This is a genomic window from Siphonobacter sp. SORGH_AS_1065 (assembly GCF_030818595.1).
Classification (GTDB): Bacteria; Bacteroidota; Bacteroidia; order Cytophagales; family Spirosomataceae; genus Siphonobacter.
Genome location: NZ_JAUTAM010000004.1, coordinates 4635369 through 4652648 on the forward strand (window position 1 = coordinate 4635369; position 17280 = coordinate 4652648).

The 17280-nt window shown below is 44.8% G+C and carries 17 protein-coding genes; 10 read left to right on the top strand and 7 right to left on the bottom strand.

What is annotated here, in order from left to right; genetic code table 11:
- Positions 1-21 precede the first annotated feature (21 nt).
- The 8 genes from QE390_RS20035 (at position 22) to QE390_RS20070 (ending at position 7584) form a co-directional block, all read left to right on the top strand.
- The gene (locus QE390_RS20035; protein WP_106635771.1) at positions 22-897 is read left to right on the top strand and encodes an NAD kinase; all 876 of its coding nucleotides are present in this window, start codon (positions 22-24) and stop codon (positions 895-897) included.
- A gap of 143 nt (positions 898-1040) precedes the next feature.
- The gene (locus QE390_RS20040; RefSeq protein ID WP_307143489.1) at positions 1041-2009 is read left to right on the top strand and encodes a hypothetical protein; all 969 of its coding nucleotides are present in this window, start codon (positions 1041-1043) and stop codon (positions 2007-2009) included.
- Positions 2010-2079: 70 nt separating this feature from the next.
- The gene (locus QE390_RS20045; RefSeq protein ID WP_307143490.1) at positions 2080-2751 is read left to right on the top strand and encodes a DUF6089 family protein; all 672 of its coding nucleotides are present in this window, start codon (positions 2080-2082) and stop codon (positions 2749-2751) included.
- 98 nt (positions 2752-2849) lie between these two features.
- Positions 2850-3590, top strand: coding sequence for an isoprenyl transferase (locus QE390_RS20050; protein WP_106635768.1), 741 nt, complete (start codon positions 2850-2852; stop codon positions 3588-3590).
- A gap of 93 nt (positions 3591-3683) precedes the next feature.
- On the top strand, positions 3684-6113 hold the full coding sequence (gene bamA, locus QE390_RS20055; protein WP_307143491.1) for an outer membrane protein assembly factor BamA: 2430 nt from the start codon (positions 3684-3686) through the stop codon (positions 6111-6113).
- A 61-nt stretch (positions 6114-6174) separates the two neighbouring features.
- Positions 6175-6300 carry a hypothetical protein gene (locus tag QE390_RS20060; RefSeq protein ID WP_307143492.1) on the top strand — a complete coding sequence of 42 codons (126 nt, stop codon included), beginning with the start codon at positions 6175-6177 and terminating at the stop codon, positions 6298-6300.
- A 64-nt stretch (positions 6301-6364) separates the two neighbouring features.
- Positions 6365-6940 (top strand): OmpH family outer membrane protein, encoded by a 576-nt coding sequence (locus QE390_RS20065; protein ID WP_106635767.1) that lies wholly within the window; start codon positions 6365-6367, stop codon positions 6938-6940.
- Between the two features lie 5 nt (positions 6941-6945).
- On the top strand, positions 6946-7584 hold the full coding sequence (locus QE390_RS20070; RefSeq protein WP_106635766.1) for an OmpH family outer membrane protein: 639 nt from the start codon (positions 6946-6948) through the stop codon (positions 7582-7584).
- A 579-nt stretch (positions 7585-8163) separates the two neighbouring features.
- On the opposite strand, the gene QE390_RS20075 is transcribed toward QE390_RS20070, so the two are convergent.
- On the bottom strand, positions 8164-8805 hold the full coding sequence (locus QE390_RS20075) for a lipoprotein signal peptidase (RefSeq protein ID WP_307143493.1): 642 nt from the start codon (positions 8803-8805) through the stop codon (positions 8164-8166).
- 141 nt (positions 8806-8946) lie between these two features.
- A complete protein-coding gene (locus tag QE390_RS20080; RefSeq protein WP_373424554.1) occupies positions 8947-10209 on the bottom strand; it encodes a proline dehydrogenase family protein in 1263 nt (420 codons plus the stop codon).
- Between the two features lie 327 nt (positions 10210-10536).
- Between QE390_RS20080 and QE390_RS20085 the strand changes: the two genes are divergently transcribed.
- Both QE390_RS20085 and QE390_RS20090 read left to right on the top strand, forming a co-directional pair.
- On the top strand, positions 10537-11637 hold the full coding sequence (locus tag QE390_RS20085) for a chorismate mutase (RefSeq protein ID WP_307143495.1): 1101 nt from the start codon (positions 10537-10539) through the stop codon (positions 11635-11637).
- 123 nt (positions 11638-11760) lie between these two features.
- Complete coding sequence (locus tag QE390_RS20090) at positions 11761-13008, top strand: MFS transporter (protein ID WP_106635764.1); 1248 nt, start codon at positions 11761-11763, stop codon at positions 13006-13008.
- A gap of 122 nt (positions 13009-13130) precedes the next feature.
- Here QE390_RS20090 and QE390_RS20095 read toward each other — a convergent pair whose 3' ends face one another.
- The 5 genes from QE390_RS20095 to QE390_RS20115 all read right to left on the bottom strand — a co-directional run bounded on the left by QE390_RS20095 (position 13131) and on the right by QE390_RS20115 (position 17257).
- A complete protein-coding gene (locus tag QE390_RS20095) occupies positions 13131-13265 on the bottom strand; it encodes a hypothetical protein (protein ID WP_255400607.1) in 135 nt (44 codons plus the stop codon).
- Positions 13266-13339: 74 nt separating this feature from the next.
- Positions 13340-14443 (bottom strand): M20 family metallo-hydrolase, encoded by a 1104-nt coding sequence (locus tag QE390_RS20100; protein WP_106635763.1) that lies wholly within the window; start codon positions 14441-14443, stop codon positions 13340-13342.
- Between the two features lie 53 nt (positions 14444-14496).
- Positions 14497-15453 (bottom strand): ADP-ribosylglycohydrolase family protein, encoded by a 957-nt coding sequence (locus QE390_RS20105; protein ID WP_307143496.1) that lies wholly within the window; start codon positions 15451-15453, stop codon positions 14497-14499.
- Positions 15454-15481: 28 nt separating this feature from the next.
- Entirely contained in the window at positions 15482-16267 is a 786-nt protein-coding gene (argB, locus tag QE390_RS20110; RefSeq protein ID WP_307143497.1) for an acetylglutamate kinase, read from the bottom strand.
- Positions 16268-16309: 42 nt separating this feature from the next.
- The gene (locus tag QE390_RS20115; protein ID WP_307143498.1) at positions 16310-17257 is read right to left on the bottom strand and encodes an N-acetylornithine carbamoyltransferase; all 948 of its coding nucleotides are present in this window, start codon (positions 17255-17257) and stop codon (positions 16310-16312) included.
- Positions 17258-17280: the final 23 nt, after the last annotated feature.

A 17280-nucleotide genomic window follows, 5' to 3' on the forward strand; every position in this document is an offset into this window, starting at 1 on the left:
CTTTGCTCAAAGCATGACTCCATGAAAATTGCTCTCAATGGTCGTCCCTTATCTGAACAAACGAAACCTGCCATTCAGGCTCTTCTGGGAGAACTGGCTCGTCGGGGTGCGGAGGTTCAGATACACGAACAATACCGCCAGAACATTCAGGAAAATGGCGTTAATCATCCTTTCACGTCCACGTACACCTCTCGTCAGGATTTATTCGACGCTGACTTTGTATTTAGCATTGGCGGTGACGGAACTTTGCTTGAAACCGTCACTCACGTTGGCGAACGTACGTTACCAATCGTTGGCGTTAATACCGGTCGGCTAGGGTTTCTGGCTACCATTAACCCCGATGAGATTACCCAAACGCTGGACTGGCTTGAAAACGGAAAATACTCGATTGACGAACGCGTATTACTGCACGTTGAAAATGATCGGGATGTTTTTGAAGGAACCAACTTTGGTCTGAACGATTTCGTGGTTACTAAAACCGATCGATCTTCCATGATCGTCGTACATACCTGGCTCGATGGTGAATTCCTGAATTCTTATTGGGCCGATGGTCTGGTGATTTCAACCCCAACGGGTTCTACGGGTTACTGTTTGAGCGTGGGAGGTCCAGTGGTGTTACCCCGAACCAACAATTTTATTATCGCCCCTATCAGTCCACACAACCTCAACGTACGGCCTATTGTGGTGAATGACAGCAGTCGAATTGAAGTTTCGGTAGAAAGCCGAAGTAAAAATTGTCTAATTTCTCTGGATTCAAGATCGAAAGTGGTAGAAGATTCCGTACGTTTCTGTGTTCGCCGGGAACGATTCAGTGCTCACCTGGTAAAAGTTAAAGGGGATACCTTCCTGGAAACCTTACGCCATAAGCTGAATTGGGGTTTGGATATCAGAAATTAACATTTCTGCTTTTTATTAGTTATATAGTACTAGATTTGCTTTTCGAAAGTATTCTAGTTACCTCCCATACCATATTGGAAGCTCTATCGTTAGTAACAGTACCTTAGTAATTACCGTGTAATAGAACTGAAATTTACGCTCAGATGCGAAAAAGAATTTTACTGATCAGCACTTTATATTTACTTGGAATAGGTTATTCCCAGGCCCAGCTATTTTCCAGCAAAAGAAATTATAATAAACCCTACAAAGCCAAATTTGAACCCTATTCCAGTGTAGGTTTTGGACTTGGGACATCCAGCTACTACGGGGAGCTTTCTCCCATTGCAGACCCTGTCAACGCTACTTTCAAAATGATGCGTTGGAATGTAACGGCTAATTACGTCCGCCATTTTACGCCAAGGTTCAGCGGCAGAGCTTCTCTGACCTTAGCTCGTTTATCAGGCGATGACTATACTTTTTCAAAGGGGCGTCCTCAATTTGATGGCCAATTTTTACGGAACCTGCATTTCAGAAATGATGTAAAGGAATTAGCTATCACGGGTATTTTTAATATCTTACCAGAAGGTCGAAATGCTTTTGACAGACCTTTTTTTGTACCTTATCTCTTTGCAGGTATTGCTGTCTTTGCTCATAACCCTAAAGCCAAAACTCCTGTTGATGCAGGAAATAACTGGGTAGCGTTACAGCCCTTAGGCACCGAGGGTCAGGGCCTTTCAGGCGGAGCAAAACCTTATTCTCTAGTTTCTGCGGCAATACCCGTTGGCATTGGTTTCCGCTTTCGCTTTAATCGCAATTGGGATATTTCTGCCGAAGCTGGAATGCGATTCACAGCTACAGATTATATCGATGATGTGGGTGGATTATACCCTTCTAATCCAAATGATTTAGCGAATCCGACGGCTATACTGCTTAGCAACCGCATCCTTGAGCCAACGGCTGCCCGAAAAGGCGGAGATCGTATACCTGGTTTACAGAGAATCGCCGCAGAGAATGGAGGTGATTTACCCACAACCAATGCCCGTGGGGGCGGTAATAACGACATGTACCTATTAACCGCTATTCACATTAATTACATCATTGCCCCTAAAATTAAATGTCCTCCCTTACGTTAGTTAGTCAGGACAGATATCCATTCAGGAAATAGGTTCGTGTATCTTGCACGAACCTTACTTATTTAAGCGTATGCGGAAACAGCTTTTACTGCTTTGCTTCCTTTTTGTTAGTTCGGCCCTGACCAGTCAGGCTCAAAAGATTGAATTTGGCGGAGGCCTGGGCTTTATGCATTACAAAGGGGACATCACCCCCAATCTTCAACTGAAATCAGGCCGTCCGGCTGGTAATCTATTTTTTCGATACAATGCCTCCAAAGCTCTTTCTGGTCGCTTTTCTGTAGGTGCTGGGCGAATTTATGGTAGTGACTTCCGCAGTAAGGACCCCTTCCAGCTAGGAAGAGGGTATATCTTTGGAACGCGAATGCTGGAAGCGGGTGCTGATTTAGAATATAATTTTCTGGATTTTGATTATACAAAACGAAAACCTCGCAACTGGTCTCCTTATGTTTTTGCCGGATTGGCCTTTTATAACTTTAAACCAGATCAGGAACCTGCGGAGTCCTATCGGAAATCAGGGCTGGCCATTCCCTTTGGTGTAGGTATTAAATGGCAGATCAAAGGTCCCTGGTCACTGGGTTTTGAGTTTGGAACCCGCAAAACATGGTCTGATTACCTGGATGGTCATAATGAATCCGGTCCAGCCGTGGAAAGGCGACTACAGACAGATCCCACCCGAAAAGACATGTATTATTACAGTTCTATTTCATTAAGTTATACAATCCTCCGGGTGTTCTGTCCTTAATAAAACCAATTACAACGAAAACTGCCACAAAAACCTTACTTTTGCAGCATCGTTCAGAACCGGCAGGTTTGGAACCTACCGGTTTTTTGTATTAGAGGATGAAGGAAACTATTATTCAAGGCAATCTCCCCCGTCATATTGCCGTTATAATGGACGGAAATGGTCGCTGGGCCAAACAAAAAGGTATGCTGAGCCGGATATTCGGACACCGGCATGCGATTAAAGCAGTTGAAGAAGTAGTAGAGGGTTGTGCTGAACTAGGCATTGATTACCTTACACTCTATACGTTTTCTACGGAAAACTGGAACCGCCCGAAAGAGGAAGTTGCTGCTTTAATGGAATTGTTGGTTCAGGCCATTGCTGACCAAACCCCCAAATTATTGAAAAACAATATCCGCCTGTTAACCATTGGTGATACGGAAAGTCTGCCCCCCCGCTGTCAGGCCGATCTTCGGCAGGCCATGCAGCGTACCGAACATAACACGGGTCTGTCGCTCGTGTTAGCTCTCAGTTATAGTGGGAAATGGGACATCATGCGGGGAATTAATAATCTCGTACGTGCAACCCAATCGGGAGAATTAGCATCTGGAGAATTAACGGAGCAAGATTTGTCAAATGCATTGCCTACTTCCCACATCCCTGATGTAGATCTGATGATCCGAACGGGGGGAGAACATCGCATTAGTAATTTTTTACTGTGGCAACTTGCTTACGCTGAGCTTCATTTTACAGAAACTTACTGGCCAGATTTCCGTCGAGAACACCTGTACGAAGCTATTCTCGATTTTCAGAATCGGGAACGTCGTTTCGGTAAAACAAGCGAACAATTAAAAGCCTAACTACCATTATTGAAATTTCTGATGATTTGATTATTAATTCATTAATGAACTAAATTTTCAGGCTTTCGATCTTCAGAAATGCATTCTTAACCCATGAGAAAGGTTTTCCCTCTCCTTCTAATTTTCCTGCCTTTTCTTTCATTCAGCCAGGCCCGTGTCGGTTTGGGTGGGCAACCATCTACCAGCCAGACTCCTGCGGCTTCGAATGAAATTGACTATACTCACCCCAAAGAGTATACCATCAAAGGCATTACAACCAGTGGTACCAAGTTCTATGATGCCGCCTCTCTGATTTCCATATCCGGACTTCGGGTTGGTGACAAAATCCAGATTCCGGGTATTGCCATTTCTGGAGCCATCCGTAAACTGATGGATCAGGGCATCCTGGAAGACGTAGAAGTAACCGCTACCAAAGTGGAAGGCGAAAATATCTGGCTGGATATTTTCATGCGGGAACGTTCTCGTCTCTATAAGATTACTTTCACCGGCGTTCGTAAAGGCGAAAAAGACGCTCTTAACGATAAAGTGAAACTGATCAAGGGAAAAATTATTAACGAAGCCCTCATCAAGAACACCCAGGCGACCATCAAGAAACACTACGTTGAAAAAGGTTTTCTCAACGCAGACGTGAAAGTTCGTCAGGTTTCAGATACGACTCGTGGTAATAACGCGGCTCTGACCGTTTCCATCGATAAAGGTCCTAAAATCAAAATTCATACCATTGATTTTGATGGCCGGGAACAATTGCCGGAAGCAACCGTTCGGAACAAAATGAAGGGGACTAAACAAATGCGTTTTGGTCGGGTTTTCACGCCTTCAAAATACATTCCGAAAAAATTCGAAGAAGACAAAGGCAAGCTCATTGAGTTTTACAACAAGAAAGGGTTCCGCGATGCTCGCATCGTAGCGGATTCTGTTTACTCACACGACCGCAAAACCGTTGACGTATATCTGGGGCTGGAAGAAGGTAAAAAATATTACTTCCGTAATATCAACTGGCAGGGTAATTACCTCCACTCTGACTCTGTTCTGACGGAATTATTAGGCATTAAAAAGGGAGACGTTTACAACCCTGAAGAATTACAAAAACGCTTGCAGGGCAGCCCTGGCTATGACGTTTCTTCGCTGTATATGGATGCAGGTTATCTGTACTTCAGTGCCAATCCCGAAGAGACGGCCATCGAAGGTGATTCTATTGACATTAACTTCAATATTTTCGAAGGAAAACAGTTTACCATTAACAAGATTATTCTGAATGGTAACACCAAAACTTCCGACCACGTAGTACTGCGTGAAATTCTTACCTTACCCGGTCAGAAATTCTCTAAAACGGCGGTTGTAAGTACACAGCAGGAATTAGGTCGTCTGGGTTACTTTGATGCGGAGAAAATCGGAATTAACCCGATCCCCCGTAATGATTACACCGTGGACATCGAGTACACCGTTGAAGAAAAAGCTTCGGATCAGATTGAGCTTTCTGGTGGTTGGGGTGGTTACATCGGCTTTGTCGGTACGCTCGGGGTAGTATTTAACAACTTCTCTGCTCGCAACATTACTAACCTCAAAGCCTGGCGTCCGCTTCCGGCTGGGGATGGTCAGAAACTGGCTGTTCGTTTCCAGGCCAATGGTCGTCAGTTCCAGAACTACTCGTTATCGTTTACGGAACCCTGGCTGGGAGGTAAAAAACCAAATGCCTTCTCTTTCAACATTAACCGTCAGATTTACCGCATCTTCGATTACAGCGGTAGCATGTACAGCGGCTATGGTTACGGGAGCGGTTATGGCTACGGTTACGGGAGTGGCGTACCTACTTCGCTGGGTAACGAAAGAGGTTACTTCAACACTACGGGTGCTTCGATCAGTTTAGGGAAACGTTTACGCCGCCCTGACAACCGTTTCGGTTTGAACATGGCACTTTCGTACATGCGTTATGAGTTCAAAAATTATCCGATCCTGATTCGGGACTTTAGCTCAGGTAACGCTAATAACATCTCGTTGATTACGACCCTGACGCGTTATGATCTGGATAACCCCCAGTATACCAGAAAGGGATCTTCTTTATCGATTTCGGCCACTTTGACTCCTCCCTACTCGCTGTTCCGTCCCAATAACTGGAACCCCACGGAGGCTCAGGATAAATATAAATTCCTGGAGTATCACAAGTGGATGTTCGACATGTCATGGTTCGTGCCTATTACTGGAAAACTGGTATTCCACACGCGAGCTCACATGGGTTTCCTGGGTAATTATAACAAACGCCTGGGCATCATTCCAATGGAACGCTTCGTATTAGGAGGTTCGGGTCTGTCAGGCCAGGGCCAGTTTGCCATCGCTCAGGATATCATTGGTTTACGTGGTTATGATGACCGTAACGTACGTACCGATCCTACGCGTCGTTACGAAGGAAATGGTGGGGTTGTGTACAATAAATATGTAATGGAGATTCGTTATCCCATCTCTCTGAATCCTTCAGCAACGGTCTTCGTTTTAGGATTTATGGAAGCGGGTAATAACTGGGGATAGTTACAAATATTTCAATCCCTTTGACCTGAAACGTTCGGCTGGTATTGGTGCTCGTATCTTTATGCCTGCCTTTGGTATGATCGGTATTGACTATGGATACGGATTTGACCGCAACGTAGGGCCGAACGGTACACAGCCAGCCGGTAAAGGCCAGTTCCACTTTACCATCGGTCAGCAGATCCGATAAGGTTTAATTAAGTTTTTTTAATAGCTACAACCCGAACTATAAATCGTATAAGATCCTTTAACTCGTGAGAAACAGCGTATTTTTCCTATTTTTGGCGTTCATAGGGCAGGTAAGTCCTGCAATGGCCCAGCGATTTGGATACATTGACTCCGAGTATATTGTCAGCAAGATGCCTGAATTCCAGAAAGTGAACGGTGAGATGGATCGCTGGACCCAAGCACGGACGAAGGAAATTTCTGATAAATATGCTGAAATTGAAAAGCTTGAACGGGCTTTTAAAGCAGAGGAACCTCTTTTGACTGACCCCATGAAACAACAGCGTCGTCAGGAGATTACGAAGCGGGAAAATGAAGTTAAAGAGTTAAACAATAAAATATTTGGCTACAACGGCCAGTATCACCAGCGACGGAAAGATGTCTTGAAACCCGTTATGGATGAATTACATCGGGCCGTTGAGAAAGTAGCACGCCAAAAACAGCTTCGTATGATTCTGGATAAATCCTCGGAAGGAATTGCCATGATCTATACGGATCCCCGGGACGATTACTCTGATTATGTTTTAGAAGAGCTAGGCATCGATCCTAAAGCGAACCCCAATCAAACAAACACACCAACGCAAAACACAAAGACTAAGCAGTAAATCAAATGAAAAAACAAATTTTCGCCGTTCTGACCGCCGTTGCCCTGGCCTTCGCAGGATTGAATGCAAACGCCCAGTCGGCTCCCAAAATTGGCTATACTGATATCGATGTACTATTAGCTGGACACCCTAAATCGAAAGCAGTAGAAGCTGAATTACAAACTCGTAGTACGCAATATCAAAACCAAATGCAGAGCCTTCAGAAAGATCTGCAGGACAAATACACCGCTTATCAGAAAGCAGAAGCTACGATGTCTGACGTAATCAAAGCTGACAAGCAAAAAGAATTACAAGGCATTCAGGAGCGTCTGCAAACGCTTCAACAAAATGCTCAGACTGAGTTGGGTCAGAAACAACAGCAATTATTACAACCGCTGTTAGTGGACATCGACAATGCGATTAAAGCTGTAGCCAAAGAAAATAACTACACGTTCATTTTAAGCAGCTCGATCAGCACACAATTAAACCCTGTCGTGCTTTACGCTGATCCTTCTACGGAAGTAACGGATTTGATCTTTAAGAAAATGGGTGTTGATCCAGAAGCAGTGAAAAAAGCTGCTGCCGCTGCTCAACAACCTGCCACTACGCCAGCAGCTGGTACTAAACCAGCAACAACGCCAACGAAAAAAGCTGGTAACAAATAAGCGATTAGGCAAGTAAACGAAAAAGCCGGACTCGACAGTCTGGCTTTTTTCGTTTTCCTGAGGCAAGATTCTATCTCATTCCTGCAATAACGGCATATTCCCACATGCCTGTCATTCCGAGCGAAGCGATGAAGCTTACTTAGTTTTCGCCTCTCTTTGTTGTAAATAAGTTTTCTACCATAGTCGCTCAGTTCTGTCTGAGTGACGAAGTGAAATTTAGGCCTCTGGTAGTTAAAGCATTTCCAGTTAGGCAAGCCCTTCGTTCCAGGCTAGAGTTATTTACCTCAGACGGCCAGAGGCCTACGTTAAGTAGTCACTCGGCAGAGCCAAACGACTGCGGGGATGACCTTTGCTAAACGCATTAGGTTATGAAGAACCTTGATTAACTGTTACACTCTCCCACTCTACGGAAGGGCTCTCTCTTCATTCGAGATAACAGGTCTGACCAATCGAGCGAGATTCCCTCTCGTTCCTATCTTAACGACAGGTTCCACCTGCTCTTCTACCTCAAGCTGTCATAAGCGTAAAAAGACCAGCAGGATCTGCTGGTCTTTTTACGTCTATAAATCGATTAAACTCTTATTGTTCTGATGAATCGCTGATGGGCTTGGCATCTTCTTCTGATGGCTTCTCTTCGGCTGGCTTTGAGGGTTCTTCTTTAAAGAACGATGATTGAAAAATCAGAATAAAAACCACCCCAAGAAAAATCGCTGAATCTGCAATGTTGAAAACAGGACTCGTATAATAAGAACCGCCCCAGACGGGAACCCATTCAGGAATAAATCCTTCCCAGGGATTAAACAACACCATATCAATTACCTGCCCGTGAAACCAGGGCGTTGGAGCATCGTAGGGAGCGTTTCCCAGAAATACACCATAGAAAGTTGAATCAATTACGTTGCCAATGGCCCCTCCTAAGATGGCGGCAATGCACCACAATAAACCATCAGGAGCGTTTTTCCGGGCTAAACGAGTAAGATACCAAGCGATTACCCCCATGGCCACCAGACGGAATAACGTCAGCACCAACTTCCCATAAGGATGATCCAGTTGCATGCCAAAAGCCATTCCCGGATTCAGTACATAATGAATGCTTAGCCAATCGCCGATCACCGGTATATCTTCACCCAAATACATATTTTTGAAAACCAGCAGCTTTACTACCTGATCGACAACAATAACCAAAAGGGTAAGTAAAAAAAACTTCAGAGGATTCTTCATTCAATCAATAATTATCAACCTACAAATAAATAGGTTAATCGAGTAACTCATTCAATAAAGTACAAAAATCGGTAACAACCACTCAAAAAACTAGGGTATGATCCTAATAAAAAACCCCATTCAGTTGAACGGGGTTTCGGATTATGCTTTCTGAGCAGCTTTCTTACTTTTACAAAGATCTTGCCGAACGGCTCTTTTACGTCGGCGAACTTCTTTTTTCAGCAAGGTAAACTCTCTGCTGGCTTGGCCAGCTACTGAAGTATTTTCTGCAGCCCGACGGAAGAGGTAAGGCATCACCGCCTCAATGGGGCCGTAGGGAACGTATTTCGCTACATTATAACCTGCATGAGAAAGGTTAAAGCTAATATTATCACTCATGCCTAATAACTGAGCAAACCAGAAATGCTGATCATCAGCGGCAATGCCCATTTCTTTCATTTTCTGAACCATTAACAAACAGGAGTATTCGTTATGGGTACCCAGACAGATCGAAAGAATATCATGGTTATCGAGGAAATACTGAAGAGCTTTATTATAAGCCTGGTCAGTATCTTCTTTGGTGGCATGAATAGGATCTGAATATTCCATTTCATGAGCCCGCTGGCGTTCTCTTTCCATGTAAGCTCCACGAACCAGTTTGATTCCCAGCTCATATCCCTTTTTGCGAGCCGTTTCCGTTGCTTTTACCAGATTTGAATAACTTTCTGTGCGGTACATCTGATAGGTATTCCAAACGATACATTCCTGATGATTGTATAAATCCATCATCTCATAGGTCAACGTGTCGATGGTATCCTGAATCCAGGTTTCCTCTGCATCCACAAAAATCCGTACGTGCAGGTCATGAGCCGCCTTACACAAGGTATTCATGCGTTGTTTTACCCGGGCATAAGCCGCCTGATCTTCGGCGGTTAATTCTCTCCCGGATTGTACTTTTTCCAGTAGTTCCAGCGTCGCGATTCCAGTTACCTTAAATACGGAAAAAGGCACGGCGGGCGACTCAGCAGCTTTCTTAATAGTCAGCAGAATTTCTTCTACCGTATGGTTAAAGCTTTCTTCTGACTCCTCTCCTTCTACGGAATAATCCAGAATTGTACCGATGTGAGCCGCATCCAGTTGCTTGATAGTCTCATTACAACCTTCGATGGTTTCACCACCGCAGAAATGCTCAAAAATTGTGTTTTTAATGGCTCCCTTGATAGGAAATTTGAGCATTAAAAACAATTTGATGAAAAAGGTGCCTATCTTTACAAGCCAATTTCGATTCATGGCAGCGAAGATGAAAAATGTCTTCTTGAGTTGCCAGTTAGATTGATTAGCAAAAGCAACCGAAGTGTCGTCAAATGAAATAGTTTTTTCTTGCTGTTGATGACTCGGAGCTTTCAAAATGTCCATTTTGGGCATGGGAAGTGAACCGTGTTAGTGTGAAAGTGGAATATAGCGGTCAGGTTCAGGTTGGGTGTGCTCGATCTAAAATATATCGGCGATTCGGTACTTTTTGTTTTTCCGAAAAGCGATTACAAAGGTAAGAGGAAACACACCGCATTTTTACATGTCAGTACTGATTTTTTTAATAAAATAGGTTATCTTTGAGAGGTTAACAAACTGATTTTAAGTTTATTAAGATTAGTCAAACCATAAAAGATTTGGCCTTAACGTTACACTTCATCATAATAAACTGCCCCCTGGCTTTTTGAACAAATAAACGCTTACTAATTAACGATTTACAAGATGAGTGCGACGCTGGATATTGTGCCTTTACAGGATTGGATCAACACCAACGGTAAGCCCTTGATGATTGCGGGACCCTGTAGTGCAGAAACTGAAGAACAAGTTTGGGATACGGTTACCCAAATTGCAAAAGAGGGGTATGCCCACGTGATTCGTGCGGGTGTATGGAAACCTCGTACCCGTCCCGGAAGTTTTGAAGGAATGGGCGAAGCAGCTTTACCCTGGTTAGCAGCTGCTAAAAAAGAAACAGGTCTTCCCCTTGCTATTGAAGTAGCAAGTCCTGATCATATTGAACTGGCTCTCAAATACGGCGTTGATATCTTGTGGATCGGAGCCCGTACAACGGTTAACCCTTTTAACGTTCAGGATATTGCGGACGCTTTGAAAGGTGTTGATATTCCAGTACTGGTTAAAAACCCCGTTAACCCTGATTTAGCTCTTTGGATTGGAGCTCTGGAACGTCTTCAAAATTCCGGCCTGAAGAAATTAGCGGCTATTCACCGTGGTTTCTCAAACATGCAGGAAACAAAATACCGCAACTCTCCCATGTGGCAGGTAGCTCTGGAACTGAAACGCCAGTTGCCTAACCTTCCCATCATTGGCGATCCAAGCCACATGGCCGGAAAACGTCAGTACCTGGGTGAGTTGACCCAACGTTTCTTCGATCTGAATTACGATGGTCTGATTATCGAATCACATCGTAATCCTGACGAAGCCTGGTCTGATGCCTCTCAACAATTAACTCCTGCGGCTTTGGGCGAACTGCTTCGCAGCATGCAGGTGCGTGAGTCTGATTCTTCTGACTCCGTATACCACAGCCACATGGATGAACTCCGTGCGAAAGTAGATAACATCGACCGCGAATTGCTGGAAGTGTTAGCGACGCGTATGGCCATTGTTGAGAAAATGGGTGAATACAAACGTGATAATGGAGTAACGATCTTCCAGATTGACCGCTGGAAACAAGTTCACGCTTCACGTGCAGAAATGGCAAAAAAACTGGGTCTCTACTCTGATCTCGTAGAAGATTTATACCGCCTGATTCACGAAGCATCGATCCGTAAACAGACGGAAGTAATGAATTCAGTTTCTCAGTCTTAATCTGAGATTGATTATAAAAAATGAGGTCGCTATCCAGTGACCTCATTTTTATTTTAAGCCTATTTTCATCTAAACCTAAGGGCCTTTTTTATAACCCATATTCGTTACGAGTCATTCCTGCCTATGAAAACGCCTCCCACTGATCCGTTCGCGGCCCTACGCTATAAAGAGTTTACTTTTTATGGCCTCGGGAGTTTCTTTTTTACTACTGCTATTCTGATTCAGGAAGTAGTGCTGGGTTACCAGATTTATCGCATTACGCATGATCCGCTGGCTCTGGGTTTAGTGGGATTAGCGGAGGCCATTCCTTACATATCCCTGGCTTTGTTAGGCGGTCACCTAGCCGATAAGTATGATAAGAAAACGATTATCTTATTAAGCTTGTCTGTGATTCTGGCTGGTTCTTTCATTCTTCACTGGGCCACCCTCCCTGAAACCCGGGCCATTCACGATGATCGTTTTTTATTAATGATCATCTATTCGGTTGTGGCTCTGATTGGTTTTGCCCGTGGCTTTTATAGTCCGGCTACTGCTTCTCTAAAAGCGTTCCTTACCCCTCGCGAAGTCTACGCCAATGCGGCCTCCTGGTACAGTTCATTCTGGCAAACAGGAGCCATTCTTGGGCCAGGCATTGCCGGTTTTCTGTATAGCTGGATGGGGATGTCGGGCACTATGTGGCTGGTGATTGGCAGTATCGGGGTCGTTTTTATACTTTTTTCTTTCATTAAGAAGAAGCCCATTCCCGAACCTACCCACGAAGAAACGAGTGTCTGGCAGAGCATTAGGGAAGGAATTGGCTTTGTCTTCAAAAGCAAAATTCTGCTTTACTCCATTTCGCTGGATCTAGTTGCGGTGCTTTTTGGGGGCGTGGTGGCAATATTACCCGTCTTTGCCGAAGATGTGCTGAAAGTTGGAGCGGAAGGGCTGGGCATTTTGAGAGCAGCTCCTTCTGTTGGAGCAGTGCTTACCATTATCGGTACAGCCGTTTATTCTCCCGTAAAGAAAGCATGGCTTAATATGCTCATTGCCGTGGCGGGTTTTGGATTAACCACTATCATTTTCGCTCTCTCTACTCACTTCTGGTTATCAGTATTGATGTTATTCCTTACGGGAGCGTTTGATAGCATCAGCGTCGTGATTCGGCAGGCTATTTTACAACTGGTTCCGCCCGATGAAATTCGTGGAAGGGTCCTTTCGGTTAATAGCATTTTTGTTAGTACCTCGAATGAAATCGGAGCTTTTGAATCGGGATTATTGGCGAAAGCATTCGGAACGGTTCCCTCCGTTCTCATCGGCGGAAGTTTGACGATAGTCATTGTAGGGCTAATCTGGGTAAAAACGAAAGAATTACTACACGTGAAGCTGATTTAAGAGAAGCACTGATCAGATAAAGAACTTGTATCAAACGATCTCAAACAGATTCATACTTAATACTTATTCAAACCATAAATGAAAAGGCTAACCTGCGAGGGTTAGCCTTTTTTCAGAAGTTATTATTCAAAAATCTTTAGTCCGAAATAACCGAGGGCGAGCCAGAGTAAGCCTTTAATCAGAAAGAAAAAAAAGCCAGCCCAACCTAACCGTTTAATCCAGCCTTTCCAGCCGGGAGTTGTCGCTTTTTGTTCCATAATGTTTAGAATGATTCTATAGAAATCAAAACTCGGAAAAAAGATTCGGTTCTCCCAGCGATTCAGAAAATTTATCAGGCCACCTCTCTAGCTAAAACAACGTACTTGAGCATCTCAATGTACAGTTGAATTCCTTCTTCGATCTCATGGAGGTAAATAAATTCATCGGCTTGATGCGATCGAGCGGAATCTCCCGGTCCCATTTTCAGCGAATGACAACCAATGACAGCCTGATCGGAAGTGGTAGGTGAACCGTAGGTATTACGTCCTAAAGTAATACCCGCCTGAACAATCGGGTGTTCGAGAGGAATACTCGAAGGATGCAAACGTACCGAACGGGCCTGTACTTCTGATTTTAGGTGTGACTGAATAATCTCACACGTTTCCTCCAGGGTATATTGATCGGTTACCCGAACATCCAGTGTAAAATGGCAACTAGCCGGAACGACGTTATGCTGCTTATTTTCCGTTTGAATCACCGTTGCCGACATTTTCATGTTTCCCAGCGTTGGTGACACTTTAGGGAACTGAAACGAACGAACCCAGGCAATGTCATCCAGAGCTTTATAGAGAGCATTTTCGCCCTCTTCCCGGGCAGCGTGACCAGCTTTACCCTGAGCCATGCAATCCAGCACGAGTAACCCTTTTTCTGCAATCGCCAGGTGCATTTGCGTGGGTTCACCCACGATGGCAAATTCTACTTCACCCAATTTGCCGGAATTCCACAGTAATTCCATCCCATTTTTACCGGACACTTCTTCTTCTGAAGAGGCGGCAAAAACGACGTTATACTGAAGATCGGTGCGGTGGTAGAAGTAACAGAAGGCCGCTAATAACGAAACCAGACAACCTCCTGCATCATTTGAACCCAGCCCAAAGAGTTTACCTTCCTCATTAACGAGGGGGTTAAATGGATCCAGGGTCCACTTCGGATTGGGCTTAACGGTATCATGGTGCGAATTGAGCAATACCGTCGGAAGCTCTGGGTTGTAGTATTTGTTCTTTGACCAGAGGTTATTATGCAGACGGGAAAAAGGCATATTCCTTTCCCGAAAAAATTCTTCAATCAAATACGCCGTCTGGTCTTCTTCCCTACTAAATGAAGGCGTAGCAATCAATCGCTTTAATAATTCAATAGAGTCGCTGGTTAGGCTTTCAATTAAGTTTGCAATGGCCATACATACATAGTTAAAATGGATCAAACCCAAAGATCTGATCCATTTTTATGGTGTTAAACGGAGAGCGATTGGGTAAATCGCTCCGCCAAATTTTCAATGTCTTCCCTTCGGGCAATGTCCTGAAGCCATTCGGCTGGTATCGCCTGAAGACTATAATAAACGCCCGCTAGACCGCCCGTTACCGAACCGGTAGTATCCGTGTTATCACCCAGATTAACCGCTTTTAAAACGGATTCTGAAAATGAATTCGAGGTGAGGAAGCACCACAAAGCCGCCTCCAGCGAGTGTACCACGTAACCGGAAGAGTAAATTTCAGATTCGGGGATTTGGGTAAGGTCCTCTTTCAAGATTCGGGCAAATAACTCGCACTCATCCGCCGGGCCGGTTTCTTCGAAAAACGGGCACATGGTTTGCTGAATGCTATAGTAAGCCTCCATCTTATCTTTTCCGGAAAGTAATTCCTGAATGTAACTCACCAGTAAAAAGCAGGCATGAGCCGAACGGATATGTCCATGCGTAATAGCCGACGTTTTTCGAACCAGTTCGAAACGCTCCGTCATGGAAAGACTGGGTTTACGATACTGCAAGTAAAACGCTACCGGTGAAATTCGCATGAGCGAACCATTCCCATTACAAAGCTCGCTGATCTCACCGGCCTCGGTGGGTTCTACCCCATTTTCCAGACGGTCGAGGGAGTTACGGGTGGCAAAACCAATATCAAAAACGACTCCATTAGCTGTCCATTCGCCCTGGTGATACCAGCTCAAAAAACGGTTCGCTAAATCCCGGTAATTCAGACCGTTAATTAAAGTTTCAATGGTTTGATAAGTCAGAGCACTGTCATCCGACCAAGTTCCGGCAGGTTGATAATGCGTTCCGAACGCCCTTAGGCCAGCCACTGGTTTTTCCTTTAAAAACTTACGATTCGAGAATTCCACCGGAACGCCCATTGCATCTCCAATGGCAGTGCCGAAAAGATAGCCCTTTACTCGGGAGTCGAGGTCGTTCATACGGTGTTGCTTGTAATGATAACGTTGGTTATTGAAGTCTGATCCGGGTTCCGGCGGTACCTTCGGCCACGGCCTGACGCAAGTCAGCCGCGTGGCAAATGGTTACTTGCTTTACGCCATCGGCCAGAGCCTTAAAGGCATTATCGAGCTTAGGAACCATTCCGGCGTAAATAGCACCAGAGGCTTTATGCTCGGCATAGGTTTCAGGCAATAATTCTGGAATGACACTGGAATCGTCTTCAGGATTAGTCAGTACGCCCTTTTTTTCGAAACAATATACCAAATTTACTTCAAAATGCTTTGCTAACGCTACTGATATGGCCTGAGCCTGGGTATCAGCGTTGGTATTCAGCATGGAAGCCAGCGAGGCATCTAAAGTTAAGGGAGCAAACACGGGCACTAGTCCTACTTCCAGAAAACGCTTGATTTGCTCATCGTTCACGGATTCAATATCTCCAACAAAACCGTAATCAACGCTCCAGCCCGTCCGTTTTTTAGAACGGATGATCCCTCCATCGGCCCCAGTAAGGCCAAGAGCGTTACAATCCAGTGCTTGTAACTGAGCGACGAGCTGTTTATTCACCAGTCCACCGTACACCATGGTAACTACGTCAAGCATGGCGGCATCCGTTACCCGCCGACCTTCTACCATGACCGTTTCTACATCGAGCTTTACGGCTACCTGCGTAGCAATTTTACCCCCACCGTGAACCAGAATCTTGGGTAAGGATAATTCAGCGAAATCTTTGAGGAATTGTTGTCGTAACGTTGGGTTATCAACTACGTTTCCGCCTATTTTAATGACAGTCAGCATGTTATTAATTCTTTAATCTGGAAATCTCCAGAGATTCCAAACTTACAAATTCAATAACATTTGTTTGATAACCGCCTGAGCCGCCCAAACCCGGTTACCCGCTTCGTGAATTACAATCGACGCAGGTGAATCCAGCACGGCGTCGTCTACGACAATATTCCGGCGAACAGGCAGACAGTGCATGAACTTGGCATCATTGGTCAGGGACATTTTTTCCTGTGTAATCTTCCAGGCGGGATCACTGTTCAGGATTTTGCCGTAATCTTCATAAGAAGACCAGTTTTTCGCGTAGATGAAATCCGCCCCTTCAAAGGCCTCGCGTTGATTCTGAGTTACCAAAGCATTACCTGAGAATTCAGGAGCCAGAGCATAGCCTTCAGGATGGGTAATCACAAAATCCACATCCGCTGCGTTCATCCATTCCGCAAAGGAGTTAGGAACGGCCTGAGGCAAAGCTTTTACGTGCGGAGCCCAGGTTAATACCACTTTGGGACGAGCTACTTTCTTGTATTCTTCAATGGTAATCAAATCGGTTAGTGACTGCAACGGGTGACGCGTGGCCGACTCCAGGCTCAAGATAGGCACACCTGCATATTTCACAAACTGCTTAATTACCTCCTCACCGTAATCCTTCGCCCGATCCGTTAGAGATGGAAAACTCCGAACCCCGATGATGTCGCAATACTGAGCCACTACCGCCGCTGCTTCTTTGATGTGTTCGGCTTTATTTCCGTTCATGATGGCTCCATCCTCGAACTCCAGACCCCAGGAATCTGACGTCACATTCATTACCATCACCTTCATCCCCAGGTTTTCAGCCGCTTTCTGCGTGCTGAGGCGGGTACGAAGACTGGCATTAAAGAACAGTAATCCAATGGTTTTGTGGTGTCCTAACTGTTCATCCGCAAAGGGATTCTGTTTCAGACGAAGAGCTTCCTGCACCAATCCCGGCAGGTCAGGAACATCATGTACGGAAAGAAATTGTTTCATAGGATTAGTTTACAGTTTTCAGT